Origin of the sequence: Actinomadura barringtoniae (genome assembly GCF_017573505.1) — a bacterium.
GTDB lineage: Bacteria > Actinomycetota > Actinomycetes > Streptosporangiales > Streptosporangiaceae > Spirillospora > Spirillospora barringtoniae.
Genome location: NZ_JAGEOJ010000006.1, coordinates 168,731 through 184,222 on the forward strand (window position 1 = coordinate 168,731; position 15,492 = coordinate 184,222).

The 15,492-nt window shown below is 72.0% G+C and carries 13 protein-coding genes; 1 reads left to right on the forward strand and 12 read right to left on the reverse strand.

The genetic code is table 11. The features are described 5' to 3' along the window. Nucleotides 1–67 precede the first annotated feature (67 nt). From J4573_RS16115 to J4573_RS16125, 3 genes are all read right to left on the reverse strand, one after another. Complete coding sequence (locus tag J4573_RS16115; protein ID WP_208256294.1) at nucleotides 68–559, reverse strand: YflT domain-containing protein; 492 nt, start codon at nucleotides 557–559, stop codon at nucleotides 68–70. Between the two features lie 122 nt (nucleotides 560–681). Beyond that, nucleotides 682–2,325 carry an FAD-dependent oxidoreductase gene (locus tag J4573_RS16120; RefSeq protein WP_208256295.1) on the reverse strand — a complete coding sequence of 548 codons (1,644 nt, stop codon included), beginning with the start codon at nucleotides 2,323–2,325 and terminating at the stop codon, nucleotides 682–684. 70 nt (nucleotides 2,326–2,395) lie between these two features. After that, the gene (locus tag J4573_RS16125; RefSeq protein ID WP_208256296.1) at nucleotides 2,396–2,863 is read right to left on the reverse strand and encodes an Hsp20/alpha crystallin family protein; all 468 of its coding nucleotides are present in this window, start codon (nucleotides 2,861–2,863) and stop codon (nucleotides 2,396–2,398) included. A 135-nt stretch (nucleotides 2,864–2,998) separates the two neighbouring features. On the opposite strand from J4573_RS16125, the gene J4573_RS16130 reads away from it, so the two are divergent. Further along, nucleotides 2,999–3,448, forward strand: coding sequence for a DUF1931 family protein (locus J4573_RS16130; RefSeq protein WP_208256297.1), 450 nt, complete (start codon nucleotides 2,999–3,001; stop codon nucleotides 3,446–3,448). Between the two features lie 48 nt (nucleotides 3,449–3,496). On the opposite strand, the gene J4573_RS16135 is transcribed toward J4573_RS16130, so the two are convergent. The 9 genes from J4573_RS16135 to J4573_RS16175 form a co-directional block, all read right to left on the reverse strand. After that, nucleotides 3,497–4,264: an SDR family NAD(P)-dependent oxidoreductase gene (locus J4573_RS16135; RefSeq protein WP_208256298.1), complete on the reverse strand. Its 768-nt coding sequence runs from the start codon at nucleotides 4,262–4,264 to the stop codon at nucleotides 3,497–3,499. Nucleotides 4,265–4,392: 128 nt separating this feature from the next. Further along, nucleotides 4,393–7,164, reverse strand: a complete 2,772-nt coding sequence (locus J4573_RS16140; protein ID WP_208256299.1) for an ATP-binding protein — start codon at nucleotides 7,162–7,164, stop codon at nucleotides 4,393–4,395. A gap of 106 nt (nucleotides 7,165–7,270) precedes the next feature. Further along, nucleotides 7,271–10,048 carry an AAA family ATPase gene (locus tag J4573_RS16145; protein ID WP_208256300.1) on the reverse strand — a complete coding sequence of 926 codons (2,778 nt, stop codon included), beginning with the start codon at nucleotides 10,046–10,048 and terminating at the stop codon, nucleotides 7,271–7,273. Between the two features lie 221 nt (nucleotides 10,049–10,269). After that, complete coding sequence (locus tag J4573_RS16150; RefSeq protein WP_243773098.1) at nucleotides 10,270–10,995, reverse strand: alpha/beta fold hydrolase; 726 nt, start codon at nucleotides 10,993–10,995, stop codon at nucleotides 10,270–10,272. Then, nucleotides 10,992–11,957, reverse strand: a complete 966-nt coding sequence (locus J4573_RS16155) for an alpha/beta hydrolase (RefSeq protein WP_208256301.1) — start codon at nucleotides 11,955–11,957, stop codon at nucleotides 10,992–10,994. The genes J4573_RS16150 and J4573_RS16155 overlap by 4 nt, the downstream gene beginning before the upstream one ends. Nucleotides 11,958–12,124: 167 nt before the next feature. Continuing rightward, a complete protein-coding gene (locus J4573_RS16160; RefSeq protein ID WP_208256302.1) occupies nucleotides 12,125–13,486 on the reverse strand; it encodes a dihydrolipoyl dehydrogenase family protein in 1,362 nt (453 codons plus the stop codon). After that, nucleotides 13,483–13,983 (reverse strand): STAS domain-containing protein, encoded by a 501-nt coding sequence (locus tag J4573_RS16165; protein WP_208256303.1) that lies wholly within the window; start codon nucleotides 13,981–13,983, stop codon nucleotides 13,483–13,485. Before J4573_RS16165 ends, J4573_RS16160 begins: the two co-directional genes overlap by 4 nt. After that, on the reverse strand, nucleotides 13,980–14,282 hold the full coding sequence (locus J4573_RS16170; protein ID WP_243773099.1) for a WhiB family transcriptional regulator: 303 nt from the start codon (nucleotides 14,280–14,282) through the stop codon (nucleotides 13,980–13,982). The genes J4573_RS16165 and J4573_RS16170 overlap by 4 nt, the downstream gene beginning before the upstream one ends. A 283-nt stretch (nucleotides 14,283–14,565) precedes the next feature. Then, nucleotides 14,566–15,267, reverse strand: a complete 702-nt coding sequence (locus J4573_RS16175) for a sigma-70 family RNA polymerase sigma factor (RefSeq protein ID WP_243773100.1) — start codon at nucleotides 15,265–15,267, stop codon at nucleotides 14,566–14,568. Nucleotides 15,268–15,492 lie beyond the last annotated feature (225 nt).

Here is a 15,492-nt window from a genome sequence, read left to right on the forward strand (position 1 = left end):
ACGATCTCGGGGGTCCCGGGCGGAAACCTTCGGAGAACATCATCGGTTCCGTCGTCCCTCCCCCGCCTCAGCCCGCATCGGAGCGCCGAGACTCCAGGAGGCGGCGGGCCTCGGCGACATGGTCGGGATGGACCAGGACCTCGTAGCGGCCGGCCTCCAGGCCACTCTGCGAGTAGAAGTCCCGGCGGCCGCTGGTCAGCGCGTACGAGAACAGGCCGAACAGCGCCCCGGCGACCGCGCCCCAGACCAGCCCCCACAGGATCACCCCCAGCGAGTTGCTCAGGTCGGGAGTGAAGATCGCGAAGAACAGGCCGATCAGGAGGCCGAACCAGGCGCCCGTCGCGGCGCCCATCGCCGCCGCCCGCCCGTAGTTGAGCCGCCCCAGCACCCGCTCGACGAGCCGGAGATCGACGCCCACGATCAGGGTGTTCTCCACGGGGAAGTGCCGGTCGGACAGCGCGTCCACGACCTCTTGAGCCTCGGCGTAGGCGGTGAATGCGGCGACCGGTTCGTACCGGGTGATGTCCCGGACCGGTGGCCCGGACTGCGAAATGGTCATTGATGGACCTCCCACATCCTGCGGTGAGTTCCACCGTCGGCGCGGAGGGGTTCCTGCCACATCCCCAAGTCGGGTAGGCCGTCCCGCGCGGCCTTCCCACGCGGCCTTTCCGCGCGGCCTCCCTAGCGGACTCGTCCGCCCAGGTGACGGTGCACGAGCTGTACTGCCATGGCGCCTTCACCGACCGCTGAGGCGACCCGCTTGGTGGATCCGCTGCGCACGTCCCCGGCAGCGAAGACCCCGTCCCAGCTGGTCCCCAGCGGAGTGCGCGGGCCGGTGCGCACGAAACCGGCGCGGTCGAGCTCCACGCTCCCGGCGAGCCAGCCCGTGTGCGGCGACGCGCCGATGAACACGAACATCGCCCGGGCGGGGATCTCGTTCTTCTCCCCGGTCCCGGTGTTCTCGACCGTGACGGACGCGAGCGCGCGGTCGCCGACCACCTCGCGAACCTCGGTGGACCGGCGCACGTCGATCAGCGGCGACCGCTCGATCTGCTCCACGAGGTAGCGCGACATGTTCGCGGTGAGGTCCGGGCCTCGGACGATCAAGGTGACCCGGGCCGCGGACCTGGCGAGGAAGAGTGAGGCCTGACCGGCCGAGTTCCCGCCGCCGACCACGACCACGGGATCGGACCCGCACATCCGGGCCTCGACCATGGTGGCCGCGTAGAAGACGCTCGTGCCCTCGAACCGCTCCAGGCCGGACACGTCGAGGCGGCGGTAGCGCGCTCCGGTGGCGATGACGACGGTACGGGCGAGCAGCGGCTCGCCGCCCTCGACCGCGACCTCGAACAGCCCTTCGCGCCTGCGCAGCCCGGTGACCTCGGCGGGCACGCCGATCCGGGCGCCGAACCTGGCCGCCTGGATCGCCGCGCGCTCGGCGAGTTCGGACCCGGAGACCCCGGCCGGGAAGCCGAGATAGTTCTCGATCCGTGGCGAGGTCCCCGCCTGGCCCCCGGTGGCGACGGCGTCCAGCACGACAGTGGTCAGCCCCTCGGACGCCCCGTAGACGGCGGCGGCGAGTCCCGCCGGTCCCGCGCCGACCACGGCCAGATCGATGTCGGTGTCGGGTGAGACGGCGGGCGCGGGCAGCCCGATCGCCCTGGCCAGCTCGGCGTTGCCGGGGTTGCGCAGCACCGCGGCCTCGCCCATGACCACCACCGGGGTCTCCTCAGGGGTGACGCCGAGGCGGCGCAGCAGAGACTCGGCGGACGGTTCGTCCTCCAGGTCGATCCAGCGGTGCGGCAGCCGGTTGCGGGCGGCGAACTCCAGCAGCCGCTGGGTGTCGGGCGAGAACCGCGACCCCACGATGCGGAACCCGGTGCCGGCGTCGATCAGCATCGCCCGGCGCATCACGTACGCCCGAAGGATCAGGTCGGCGAGCCCGGGATCGCGGCCGAGCAGCTCGCGAAGCCGGGCCACCGGCACGGCCAGCACCTCGCCCGGTTCGTACACCACCGTCGTGAGGAACGACCGCTGGCCGGTGAGCACCCCCAGCTCGCCGAGGAATCGGCGCTCCCCGTGCACCCTGAGCACGACGGGCTCGCCGTTGTCGTCGGACTGCTCGATGACGGCGACCTTGCCCCTGAGGATCACGAAGAAGTCCGGGCACTGGTCGCCCTCGCGGAACAGCACGTCGCCGCGTTCGGTCGTCCGCCTGGTCCCGTGCGCGGCCAGCAGCGCCAGCTGGGCGTCGCTCATTCTGGGGAACGCGCCGTTCAGGTCGGGCGTCTCCTCGAGTTCGACGATCTTGCTCTCGTCCGTCATGGGCTCCCCTCCCAGAAAGCCGCCGGCCGGCCGCTGAGTACGGGACGCGGCCGGCCGGAAGCCATTCGGATCACGCCGAGACTTCGATGTGCCTCGGCTTGGCGGTCTCGGCCTTGGGCAGGTTGAGCGTGAGCACGCCGTCCCTGAGGCGTGCGTCGACCATGTCGGAGTTCACGTCACCGGGCAGGATCGCGCGGAACTCGAAGCGGCCCACGCGGCGGGTCTTGCGGCGGAGCTTGCCCTTCTCGCGCTCCTTTTCCACGATCTCCCCGCCGACGACCAGCTCGCGGTCGTTGAGCTGGATGTCGATGTCGTCCTTGCTGATCCCGGGCAGCTCGATCTCGACGGTGTAGGCGTCCTCCGATTCGGAGATGTCGGCCGGCGGCACCCACGGGAAGTCCTGCCGGGCCTCCTGGCCGGGAGCGCCGAAGGCGAAGTTCAGGAGCTGTCCCATCTGGTCGTACAGATCCTCGAACTGATGGGCCGGGCTGTAGGCGGCCACCTGCCTCCCGGTCCGGCGGACGGGTTGCTGCGCCATCTCAAAGCCTCCTCAGCTGACGTCGGATTACCGATGCTTCGCCGTCCTCCCGCGGCCCACATCCTCAGACCGTGTAGTCGTAGTTCTGTCAAAGCTGAGGATGTGCGTGACACCGGTCCCCATCAGGCTCAGAACATGACAGTCATGGGAGTGGCCCGGTTCGAGCGCTTCTTCCGCGCAGCCGCAGGCCTCAACATCGATAAGAGCGACCTCAAGCGCTACAACGACTTCATCGACCAGAAGCTCTACGACCTACTGCTGATGGGCGCCGCCGTCGCCAAGGCCAACCGGCGGGACGTCCTGGAGCCTCACGACCTGCCGATCACCAAAGGCCTGCAGGAGTGCGTGCACCGCTTCCGCAGGCTCGACGAGGAGGTCGAGGTCGAGCCGTTGCTGGAACGGCTGGCCCGGCGTCCCCCGCTGGACGCGACGCCGAGCGAGGAGACCGAGCACCGGCTCCCGGAGATCGCCGGCGGCCTGTCGGTCGCGCTCGCCGAGGCGTTCAAGATCATCGACCCCAAGCTGAAGAACCCACAGACCCGCCACTGGGAGCACGTCACCAGCCTGTTCGATCTCCTCATCTAGCGCGCCTGGTCGCGTCGACCGTTCGGTGCCGGCAGGGTCAGGTCGCGGTCACCATGTCTGGTCGCTGGCGCGGACCAGCATCTGGTTGACGGCGACCCGTCCCTCCCGCGTGACGACGTAGCCGATGGCGTCCGCGATGTCCTCTGGTCGCAGTGCCTCGATGCCCGCGACCCGGCTGCGGGACAGGTCCCGGACGGTCTCGTTCAGGTGGTCCACCAATTCGGTGTCGACGGTGCCGGGCTCGACCATGCTGACCCGGACCCGTTCACTGAGCAGCTCCTGGCGAAGCGACTCGGTGAAGGCGCCGAGGCCTGATTTGGTCATGCTGTAGACGCTGCTCCCCGGCCGGGCGGCCCGTCCGGCCGCCGCGCCGATGTTCACCAGGTCCGCCACCTGCCGGGGCGAGGTCGACGCCGCGTAGATCAGGTGCGGGACGGCCGCATGCGTGATGTGCAGCAGTCCCGCCACGTTGAGCGAGACCATCCGGTCCCACTCCTCGACGGTGGTGTGCAGGGCCGAGCTGAGCAGCATGATCCCGGCGTTGTTGACGAGGATGTCCAGGCGCCCGAGCCGGTCCAGCGTCTCCTGCACCGCCTCCTCGGCGCGTTCGGGGTCGGTGATGTCGGCCGGCACCGCGACCGCGTGTCCGCCCGACTCCGCGATGCCACTCGCGACCTGGTCCAGGCGGTCGCGGCGGCGGGCGACCAGGGCGACCGCCGCGCCCTCCCGGGCCAGGCGGCGCGCGGTCGCGGCGCCTATCCCGCTGCTGGCGCCGGTGACGAGTGCGATAGCTCCGTCCAGCGGCTGATCGGACATGACGGCCTCATTCCCTTCCCGATCACGGAGTCGGATCCATGATCTGCGCCCGGCTACATGATCAGCCTGGCCGGGATCGCCGCCGGACCGCACCAGGGTGTCTCCCTGGTCGACACGGGCCAGGGACCCTACCGGGGTGTGGAGTCGTCGCGCGGGAGGGCCTCGGGGAGCTGCTTGCGGGAGCTGATCCCGAGCTTGGCGAAGATCTTGCGGAGGTGCCACTCGACGGTGCGCGGGCTCAGGAAGAGCCGGGCCCCGACCTCCGGGTTGGACAGGCCGTCCCGCACGAGCAGAGCGATCTGCCGCTCCTGCGTGGTCAAGTCACCGCTCGCCGGGGTCTCGGTCCTGCGTTTGCGGACGGTCTCGCCGGTGGCGAGGAGCTCGCGCCGGGCGCGCTCGGCGAACGCGTCCATCCCGATCGAGGTGAACATCTCGTAGGCGGACCGCAGGTGGGCCCGCGCCTCGTCCCGCTGCCGGCCCCGCCGCAGCCACTCGCCGTACAGCAGGTGAGCGCGCGCCAGTTCGGGGCGCATGATCGTCCGGCCCAGCCTCTCGATCGCCTCGCGGTAGAGGTCGTCCGCGGCGGCGTCGTCGCTCATCAGGGCCCGGCAGCGTGCCAGGACCCCCTGGGCCCAGTCGGTGTCGCACGGTTCCGCCACGTCCGCCAGGTCTTCGAACGCCTCGTGGGCGGCCGTGTCGTCCCCGGCGCGCGCCGCCGCCTCGACGAACTCGGGCAGCGCCCATTGGGAGACGAGCGCGTTGGCGCTCTCGATGGTGGCCCTGGCCTCCGACAGCGCCCGCTCGTGATTGGCGAGGCCGTTGTGGAGGATCGCGGCCGCCCAGTGCGCCGATGCGACGCCGTTCAGCTGGCCGGCGGCGCCGTCCTCCTCGATCGTGGCGGCGATCAGGGTCACGGCCTCGGCCGCCCGGCCCTGCATCGCCGTCAGCAGGAGCCTGGTGTGCTGGGTCATGCGCCCGCCCGTCGCGGCGGTGACCGCGTCGACCTCCGCGATCATCGCGGCCGCGGTGTCGAAATCGCCGGCCAGCGAGGACGTTATCCCTCGCGAGTGGAGATAAATGGGCAGCTCGTACAGGGCGCCGACCGCGCGTAGCTCCTCGATCACCCTGATGGGCCACTCGGTCGTGGGCCGGTCCTCCCAGACGAGCGCCGGCAGCGCGCCGGCGGCCCAGCTCCACTTCATGAGGTTCTCCGCCGGAGCCTCAATGAGCGCCCGCGCGCCCCTTCGCAGCGTGGGAAGCGCGGCGCTCCGGCCGTCGGTGACCAGCAGCGCGAACCCCTCGAGCGCGAGATCGACGGCGGTCGGCTCGCCGTCGGGGGGAGGAAGTCTCCTGATCGCCCGGGAGATCGCCATGAGGCTGTCCCGGTTCGCGGCCCCGTACGACGCGCTCCCCCAGGCGATGAGGTAGGTCTCCCGCGCCAGGGCCATGTCGAAGGGCTCCAGCCGCTGCGCGGCGGCGAGCAGCATCGGCGGCGCCTGGTTGTTGAAGCCGGCGGCGAAGGTGATGTGGCTGCGGACGAGCTGGGCCCGCACGCGCTGGAACTCGCTCTGGGCGTCCCGGTCGGCGATCTCGGCGAGGTTCTGTCCGACGTCGAGGTCGCCCGCGCGAAGGCTCGCGTCGGCGGCCGCCAGGGCGCGCTCGGCCCGCAGCGAGGCGTCCGCGGTCAGCGCCACCGACCGCTGCAGGAACGCCGCCGCGGTCGCCAGCCCGCCGCGCGCCTGCGCCCGGCCCGCGGACCGCTCCAGTTCCTCGGCGACCGACTCGTCCGGCATGGTCGTCGCGGACGCCAGGTGCCAGGCGCGGCGGTCCGGGTCGGCCTTCGGGTCGGTGACCTCCGCCAGCGCCAGATGCACCGCCCGGCGGTCCTTCTGCTTCGCAGATCTGTACACGGCGGAGCGAACGAGCGGGTGGCGGAAGACGACGCGCGTGTCGAACACCAATAGCCCGTCCGTCCCGCTCGCCAGGGCCGCCGACGGAGAGATCTCAAGCCGTTCCGCGGCCTGCCAGACCAGGGACGGATCGCCGGTCGGCTCTGCGGCGGCGACCAGGAGGAGCAACCGGGTCTGCTCGGGCAGGTCCTCGATCCGGGACAGGAAGCTCTGCTCGATCCGGCCCGGCAGCGTGTCGGCGTGCAGCAGGCCGAATCCGCCCGCCATCTGCGTCATGGTCAGCCCGCGCGGCAGCTCCAGCAGGGCGAGCGGGTTGCCCTGGGCCTCGGCCACGAAGCGCTCACGGATGTGCTGGTCCAGCCGGACGGGCGTCACCGAGTCCAGCAGGGCGTAGGCGTCGGCGTCCTTCAGCCCCGCGACCGCCAGCTCCGGTAGCCCGAGCAGGTCCCGGGGCTGCTCCCGGGATCCGAAGACGAGGGCGACCGACTCGGCCAGCAGCCGGCGGGCGACGAAGCCGAGTACCTGAGCCGAGGCCCGGTCCGTCCACTGCGCGTCGTCGACCACGCACAGCAGAGGGCCCTTCTCGGAGGCCGCCGACAGCAGGCTCAATACCGCCAGCCCGACCATGAAGCGCTCCGGCGGGGCGTCCGCGCGCGTCCCGAACACGACCTCGAGCGCATGGCGCTGCGGCCCCGGCAGATCTCCCAGCCGATCCAGCAGCGGCGCGCACAACTGGTGCAGGGTGGCGAAAGCCAGCTCCATCTCGGACTCGACCCCGCCCGCACGCAGCACCTGCATGCCCGTCGCCGCGCCCTCGGCGTACCTCAGCAGCGCCGACTTCCCGACGCCCGGCGCGCCGTGGAGCGCCAGAACGCGGCTCTGTCCGGTGCGGACGGCCGCGATCGTCCCATCGAGGACGGCGCATTCCGGGCCTCGCCCGAGCAGCTCGGCATTCTCTCCGCGCCAGGCACCGCCTGTCTGTACGCCCACCCGCCACCCGCCCCCATTGCAGCTAATTACTATTGTCTGTGCAATTATGTCCGAAAATGTGGCCGATGCGTGCTCGATGAGGGAGCCGGACCGGGCCGCCGTGCACTCACCTAGGCGTCGAGGCGTGCTCGCTCGGCGGCAGGACGTCGCGCAGCTGCCTGCGCGAGGTGATCGACAGCTTGGCGAAGATCTTGCGCAGGTGCCACTCGACCGTGCGCGGGCTGAGGAAGAGCCGGGTCCCGATCTCCGGGTTGGACAGGCCCTCCCGTACGAGCAGCGCGATCTGCCGTTCCTGCGGCGTCAGCTCCTCGCCGGACGCGGCCTCGACCGCCTGTTTGCGAACGCTCTCGCCCGTGGCCAGCAGCTCGCGGTGGGCCCGCTCGGCGAACGCTTCCATCCCGATCGCCTTGAACATCTCGTAGGCCGTGCGCAGCTGGTCACGCGCCTCGACCCGCTGCCTGCTCCGGCGCAGCCACTCGCCGTACAGCAGATGGGCACGCGCGAGCTCCGGGCGCAGCTCCGTGCGGCCCAGCCGCTCGATCGCCTCGCGATGGAGCTCCGCCGCGGCCGCCCCGTCGCTCAGCAGCGCCCGGGAGCGGGCGAGCACGCCGAGCGCCCAGTCCGTGCCGCACGGCCGCGCCGCCTCGGCCAGGTCCTCGATCGCCGCGCGGGCGACATCGTCCTCACCGGCGCGCACCGCCGCCTCGACCAGTTCGGGGAGCGCCCAGACCGACACCCAGAGCTCGGCCATCCGGGTGCAGACCTGGGCCGCCGACAGCGCCTGCCGGTAGCGGCCGAGGCCGTTGTAGAGGACCGCGGCCGCCCACTGGGCGACCGTGACTCCCATCAGCTGACCGCCGGCGCCGGCCTCCTCGATCGTGGCGGCGATCAGCGCCTCGGCCTCGGCCTCGCGGCCGCGCAGGGCGTTCAGCCGGAGCTCGACGTGCGCGGCGATGGGCACCCCGGTCGCAGCGGAGACGTCCTCGATCTCCGCGATGATCGCGGCGGTGGCGTCGAAGTCCCCAGTCCAGGCGATGGCTATCCCGAGCGAGGTCAGGCAGAACGGGAGCTCGGTCAGGGCGCCGGCGGCGCGCACCCCCTCGACGACCCGGCCGACGAGGACGCGCATCGCCTGGTCGTCCCAGACGGCGGCGCTCACCGCGTTGGCGACCCAGCCCCATTTCAGGACCTCGCGCACCGGCAGGTCCGTGAGCGCGGCCAGCGCTTGCCGCAGCACCGGGACTGCGGCGGCCCGGCTCTCTGTGACGAGCAGTGCGTAGCCCTTGAGTACGAGGTCAAGGGTCTGCGGGGTTCCCGCCGGGGCCGGAAGCGCTTTCATCGCCGCCGAGATCGCCTTGAGGCTGTCGGAATGTGCGGCGAGCAGCGCCGCGGTGCCCCACGCGATCAGGTAGGTCTCGCGCGCGAGGTCCATGTCGAACGGCTCGAGCCGCTGCGCGGCCGTCAGCAGCAGCGGCGGCGCCTCCTGGTTGAGGCCGGCCGCGAAGGTGATCCGGCTCCGGACCAGGTGCGCCCGGACGCGCTGGAACTCGTCCTGGGCGTTGCGGTCGGCGATGTCGGCGAACCGGCGCGCGGCTTCGAGGTCGCCGGCCTGAAGGGTGGCGTCGGCGGCGGCGGCCGCGCGCTCGGCGCGCCGCGACGAGTCGACGGTCAGCGCGACGCATCGCTGCAGGAACGCCGCTGCGGCGGCCAGCCCGCCACGCGCCTGCGCCCGGCCCGCGGACCGCTCGAGTTCCGCGGCGACGGACTCGTCCGGTGCGGCCGCCGCGGACGCCAGGTGCCAGGCCCGGCGGTCCGGGTCGATCTTCGGGTCGGTCACCTCCGCCAGCGCCAGGTGCACCTCCCGGAGGTCCTCCTTCGGCGCCGACCGGTACACGGCCGACCGCACCAGCGGATGACGGAACGTCACGCGCGCTTCCAGCGACAGCCATTCCCGCGTGCCGTCGGCGAGCGCCTCCTCCGGCGTCACACCGAGCCGACCCGCGGCGCCCCAGACCAGAGTGGGGTCGCCGACCGGTTCGGCCGCGGCGATCAGCAGGAGCAGCCGGGACTGTTCGGGCAGGCCGCCGATCCGGGACAGGAAGCTCTCCTCGATCCGGCCCGGCAGCGTGTCCGAGCGCAGGAGACCGAACCCGCCCGCCATCTGGGTCACGGTCAGCCCGCGCGGCAACTCCAGCAGGGCGAGCGGATTGCCCCTGGTCTCGGTCACGATCCGATTGCGGACGTGCTGGTCGAGACGGCCGTAGGTGACCGAGTCCAGCAGGGTGTGGGCGTCGGTGTCCCGGAGGCCGGTGATCTCTAGTTCGGGGAGCCCGAGCAGGCCCTGGGAGCGCTCCCGTGCGCCGAAGAGAAGAACGACCGACTCCGCCAGCAGCCGCCGGGCCACGAAGCTGATCACCTGCAAGGACGCCTGGTCCACCCACTGAGCGTCATCGACCACGCAGAGCAGCGGGCGGTCCTGCGAGGCGTCCGACAGGAGGCTGAGCACCGCCAGCCCGACCAGGAATCGCTCGGGTGGCGTCCCGGCCCGGATCCCGAACACCGTCTCAAGGGCGGCCCGCTGCGGCGCGGGAAGGTGCGGCAGCCGGTCCAGCAGGGGCGCGCACAACTGGTGCAGCGTGGCGAACGGCAGCTCCATCTCCGACTCGACGCCGACCGCGCGCAGCACGTGCATGCCCGTCGCCGCGTTCTCCGCGTACCCGAGCAGCGCCGACTTCCCGACGCCCGGCGCGCCGTGCACCACGAGCACGCGGCTCTCACCCGTATCGACGGCCGCGAGCACCTGATCGACGACGGCGCGCTCCGGTCCCCGCCCGAGCAAGGCGACGTTCTCCCCGTGGCCCGCGCCGTGCCTGCGTTGTTCCACCCTTACCGCCTCCGTCGCACGCCCGGACTGCGGTCGACCTTGTGTCGGGACGGCCCCATCGTGCCCCGAATGATCGCCCGCTCCGAATCCATGATCCCAGAGTCGGCGGCCTCCGTAACAGCCCTGGTGGAAGCCTTTTAGCGGCGCGTTTGTGACAGCGGCCCGCCCGGCGGAGAAACCGCCGGGCGGGCCGGTGAGGAGGGACGATGAGAGGGCTTGGTTCAGCCCTCCCGGCCGCCGACTGCGTCGAGGATGGAGGCGGCCACCGCCTCCGGCTGGGAGGCGGCGATCGCGTGCGAGGCGCCGGCGATCTCGCGGGTCCCCCGCGCAGAGGCCCGTTCGGCCATGTATCGCTGCAGCTCGGCCGGGATGTTGAGGTCCTGATCGCCGAAGACGAACCAGGACGGCTTGGTGCGCCAGGCCGCCTCGTTCGGCTCCAGCCCGTCGGTCAGCGCCTTCTCCGTCACCGGGCGCTGGGTGGCCGCCATCAGGGCGGCCTCACCGGCCTCCAGATCGGCGCAGAACTGGGCGTGGTACCTGTCGTCGGCGATCCGGAACTCGTTGCCGCCGGAAGTGACCGGGTAGGCGGCCAGGGCTCCCCCCAGGGTGCTGCCCTCGAACTTGCCGGACAGCTGCAGGGCGCTCTCGCCGGTCTCGGGGGCGAAGGCGGCGACGTAGACCAGGGACTGGACGGCGGGGTCGCCGGCCGCCGCCTGGGTGATCACCATGCCGCCGTAGGAGTGGCCGACGAGGACGACCGGCTGGCCGATCCCGCTGATCACGTCGCGCAGGTAGGCGGCGTCGCCCGCCACGCTGCGCAGCGGATTGGCCACGGCGACGGCCTCCAGGCCGCGGCCGTGCAGGCGCTCGATGACGCGGTTCCAGCTCGCCGATTCGGCGAACGCTCCGTGGACCAGGACGATGACGGGCTGCTCTGTGGTGTTCAACGGTCTTCCTTTCGGGTGTGCAGGGCGAAGGTGAGGGCGGTGATGGCCTGGGCAGTGGCGGCTCGCGCGGCGCGGGTGCCGCTGACGGGGTTGAGCATCATGAAGTCGTGGAGCGTGCCGTTGTAGCGGACGCTGGTGGTGGGCACTCCGGCCTCGGTGAGGCGGCGGGCGTAGGCCTCGCCCTCGTCGCGCAGCACGTCGTTCTCGTCCACGAGGACGAGGGCGGGCGGCAACCCGGCCAGGTCGTCGAGGGTGGCGCGCAGCGGTGAGGCGGTGATCTCGGCGCGCTCGGCGGGATCGGTGGTGTAGGCGTCCCAGAACCAGGCCATGGCCTTGGCGGTCAGGTAGGGGCCGTCGGCGAACTCGCGATAGCTGCCCGTGTCCTGGGCGGCGTCGGTGACGGGGTAGTAGAGCGACTGGTGGACGAAGATCACATCGCCGCGCCGCTTGGCCAGGATGGTCAGCGCGGCGGTCATGTTCCCGCCGACCGAGTCCCCGGCGACCGCCAGCCGGGAGGCGTCCAGCCCCTCGTCCGCGCCGTGCCGGGTGATCCACTGCGCGGCGGCGTAGGCCTGCTCGATCGCCACCGGATAGCGAGCCTCGGGCGACCGGTCGTACTCGACGAAGGCGACCGCCGCGCCAGTGCCGGCCGCCAGCTCGCGTACCAACCGGTCGTGGGTCCCGGCGTTGCCGAGCACCCAGCCGCCGCCGTGCACGTACAGCACGACCGGCAGGGTCTCACCGGCCGTCCCAGCGGGCCTGACGATGCGGACCCGGACGTCGCCGACCCCGGCCGGCACGGTGATCCACTTCTCGTCGACCTCAGGCTTGCCGATCGGGGCGGACTGGAGGTCGTCCAGGACCTTGCGGGCCCCCTCGGTGCCCAGCTCGTACAGGAACGGGGGCTTGGAGGTGGCGTCGGCGAGCTCCTGCGCCGCCGGCTCTAGAACGTGCTCACTCATCGGTGCTTCCTTTCCGAAACTGTTCTTGATCGTCATTGGCCTCTCCGGGCCGTTGTCCATCACGGTCGCCCGACCGGGGATCCCGGGGCACCCGGGTGGGACCCTGGGCGAGTCCCTGGGGCGGTGGAAATCCCCTGGTGGCCGTACCGCGGCGCCGTCACCGGGGGTCAGTGGAGGTCGTCCAGTGCCGCTTCCACGGCCCGGTGGAAGGTCGGATAGGTGTAGATCATGTGCTTGAGGCGGTCGGTGGGCGTCTCGGTGTGGACGGCGACGTTCAGCCCGTACAGCACCTCGCCTCCCGTGGGACCGGCCGAGGTGGCGCCGACCAGGACACCGCGCCCGGCGTCCTCGACGAGCTTGACGAACCCCTCGTTGCCGGGTCCGTGCACCAGGCCGCGCGAGGACGAGGCGATCGGCACCAGGCCGGTGCGCACGCGCATGCCCCGATCGCGGGCCTGCTGCTCGGTCAGCCCCACGGCCCCGATCTCGGGGTCGGTGAAGGTGACCCGGGGCAGCGCCCGGTAGTCGGCGTCCGGGCCGGGCTGACCGAGGATGTCGCGGACGGCGATCCGTGCCTCGTACATCGAGACGTGGGTGAAGGCGCCGCGGCCGGTTATGTCGCCGATCGCCCATAGCCCTTCCCCCGCTCGCATCTGGCCGTCGGTGTGCACGGCCGGCGCGGTCGGGTCGAGGCCCACCGTGTCGACCGCCAGCGCGCCAAGGTCCGTCCGGCGGCCCGTCGCGACAAGTAGGCGTTCGGCGCGAAGCGGTTCCAGACCGCCTTCGAGCAGGGCTTCGAAGGCGGCGCCGTCGTGCTCGATCTGGACGGCTCGGGCGCCGGTGCGCACGCTGACGCCATCGGCCCGCAGCGCCTTCGCCGCCAGCTCCCCGGCCTCCGGTTCCTCCTGGGCGAGCAGCCGGTCCCCGCCCTCCAGGACGGTGACCGCGCATCCGAAGCGGGCGAAGACCTGGGCGAGTTCCACACCGATCGCGCCGCCGCCGAGCACCAGCATCGAGGCGGGCATCTCCTCGGTCGCGATGGCGTCCCGGTTCGTCCAGTAGGGCGTCTCCGCCAGGCCCGGCACCGGGGGGATGCGTGGGCCGGACCCGGTGGCCACGACGACACCCCGCCCGGCCCGGAACGTGCGGTCGCCCACGATCACCCGGCCCGGGCCCGCGAGCCGCCCCTTCCCTCGGACCAGTCGCACACCCTTGGCCGCCAGGCGGTCGGCGGCCAGCTGGTCGTCCCAACCGCCGGTGGCCTCCCTGCGGACGCGTTCGGCGACTCGGCTCCAGTCGGGCACCGCCTTCGCCTCACCGGCCAGGTCGGGGACGCGGCCGGCCTCGGCGAGCACGTTCCCGGCGCGGATCATCATCTTGCTGGGGATGCATCCCCAGTACGGGCACTCGCCTCCGACGAGCTCCGCCTCCACCCCGACCACGTCCAGTCCCGCCTCGGCCAGCGCGCCCGCGGCGAACTCGCCGCCCGGCCCTAGCCCCAGGACCACCACATCGGCCTGTTCCGTCATGACGTTCTCATCTCCTTGGGTGCCGTTCCGGCCCTGCATTTCCTGATGGCCTCGACCGGCATCCCGTCCGGCAGCGGGGCCCGTCGCGGGGCCCGTGACGGGCCCGACGCGGCCAGGGCGGCGGCGAGCGCCTGCCGCACCGTGGTGTGGACGGGGATGTGGTCGCCCAGCCGCAGCACGTCGAAGACGCGGGTGACCAGCGGGGACGGGGCGGCGACCCGTACGGTCGTACCGTGTTGTTCAGCCGCGAGGTGGGCGTCCACCAGGATCTTGACGCCGCTGGAGTCCAGGAAGGTCACCTCGGTCAGGTCGAGGACGAGGTGCCGTCCGCGGTCGGGCCGGGCGTGCCGCTCGCAGTAGGCGCGCAGTTGCGGCGCGGTGGCGATGTCGATCTCACCGGCGATGGCGATCAGCGTGACGCGGTTCAGCAGGACACGGTGATCGATCCGCAACTCGCCCGGCCGCGGGGCCTCTTCCTCGACGAGTAGACGGGTCATGCGGCATCGGCCTTCCGGGCGCGGGAGTGAGCGGGATCGGTCGCGGGGCCGGGGTTTCTCCGGGCCGCCCGGAGGCGGCGGCGCTCGCCAGGGGTGGTGCCGGCCCAGATACCGTCCGGCTCGCCGGTGGCCAGGGCCCATTCCAGGCAGCGGCTCGCGGCGGGGCAGGCCGCGCAGACCTGGCGGATCGCCTCGATCTGCGTCATGTAGACGGTCTCCCCGGCCACCGGGAAGAACAGGTCGGGATCGAGCGAGCGGCACGACGCCGCCTCATCCCAGTCCAAGGTCGTCTTGGTCATGGCCGTACCCGCGCGGGCAAGAGCCATCGTCCGGCGCGGTCTGTGCCGGTGCCGTCGTCGGTCGTCACTGTCCCTCCAGTCATTGCTTCGTTCTCGGGGCGACATCAACAAAGGTCGTCTGACCAGGTATGGGGTGAGACCCGGGTGAGTCACTGGGCGGGTCCCTGGGCACGTGGCGCTCCCCGGGAGCGCGGGTGCTCCGATGAGAACCAGGCACAAGATCCGCCGACGAGCGTCACAGGCGCGCGCTGTGCGCAGGCGGCTCCAGTACGCCGCCTCCGGATCACGCCACGCGGTCGCCATGCAGGGCGGCCGACCTCATCGCGCCTCTGCCGCGGCTTTTGAACGGGCCGGCGGCGTTAGCGGCGAAGTGGTCCTCAAGGGCGGCGGTGTCCCCTGTCTGGGCGGCGCTGAGGAAGATCTCCACGAGGCGGCGGTGCTCGGCCCTGTCGATCGGCCCACGTCGCGCCGTGGTCAGATGCTTGCGGGCGCGGGTCACGAGCTGGCGGGTGTTGACCGGGCTGACCTGCAGGACCTCCGCGATCTGTGCGTACGGATAGTCGAACGCCTCGCGCAGGATGTAGGCGGCCCGTTCGGTCGGGGTGAGCCGCTGGAGCAACAGCAGGAGCGCGAGTTCGAGCGCCTCGCCCCGTTCGGCTTCGAGGGCGGGGTCGGTGCCGGTGCCGACGCGCTCGGGCAGCCAGGGGCCGATGGAGGTCTCGCGCTGTGATCGGGCGGATTTGGAGATGTTGATGGCCAGCCGCGTGGTGATCAATGCCAGGAAGGCCGTCGGGTTCGCGATGGCCGGGCGGTCGGCGCCCTGCCAGCGCAACCAGGTGTCCTGGACGACGTCCTCGGCTTCGGCGACGCTGCCGAGCACCCGATAGGCGATGCCGAACAGGCGCGGGCGCGTCCGCGTGAAGACGGAGGTGGCCTGTTCGAGCGTCCCGTCCAGCCGCTCGGGTTCCGGCATGTGCTTGGTCATGGGCGGTTGTCCCTTCCGTCCTGCTCCGCGGGTCCCGATCGGCGTCTCGCCGATAGCGATCACGCTCGCCGGGCCAGGCAGGGAAAGGCACCAGGGTCGCTCCCTGGCCGATTCACGGGGGGCTCTCGATCCCTGGGTATGCCGCACCGATCCCCGGGCAAAAGGGCATTCCCCAGAGCACGACACGGGCCGAGTCCCTGGTGCGGCACCAGGGACTCGGCCCGT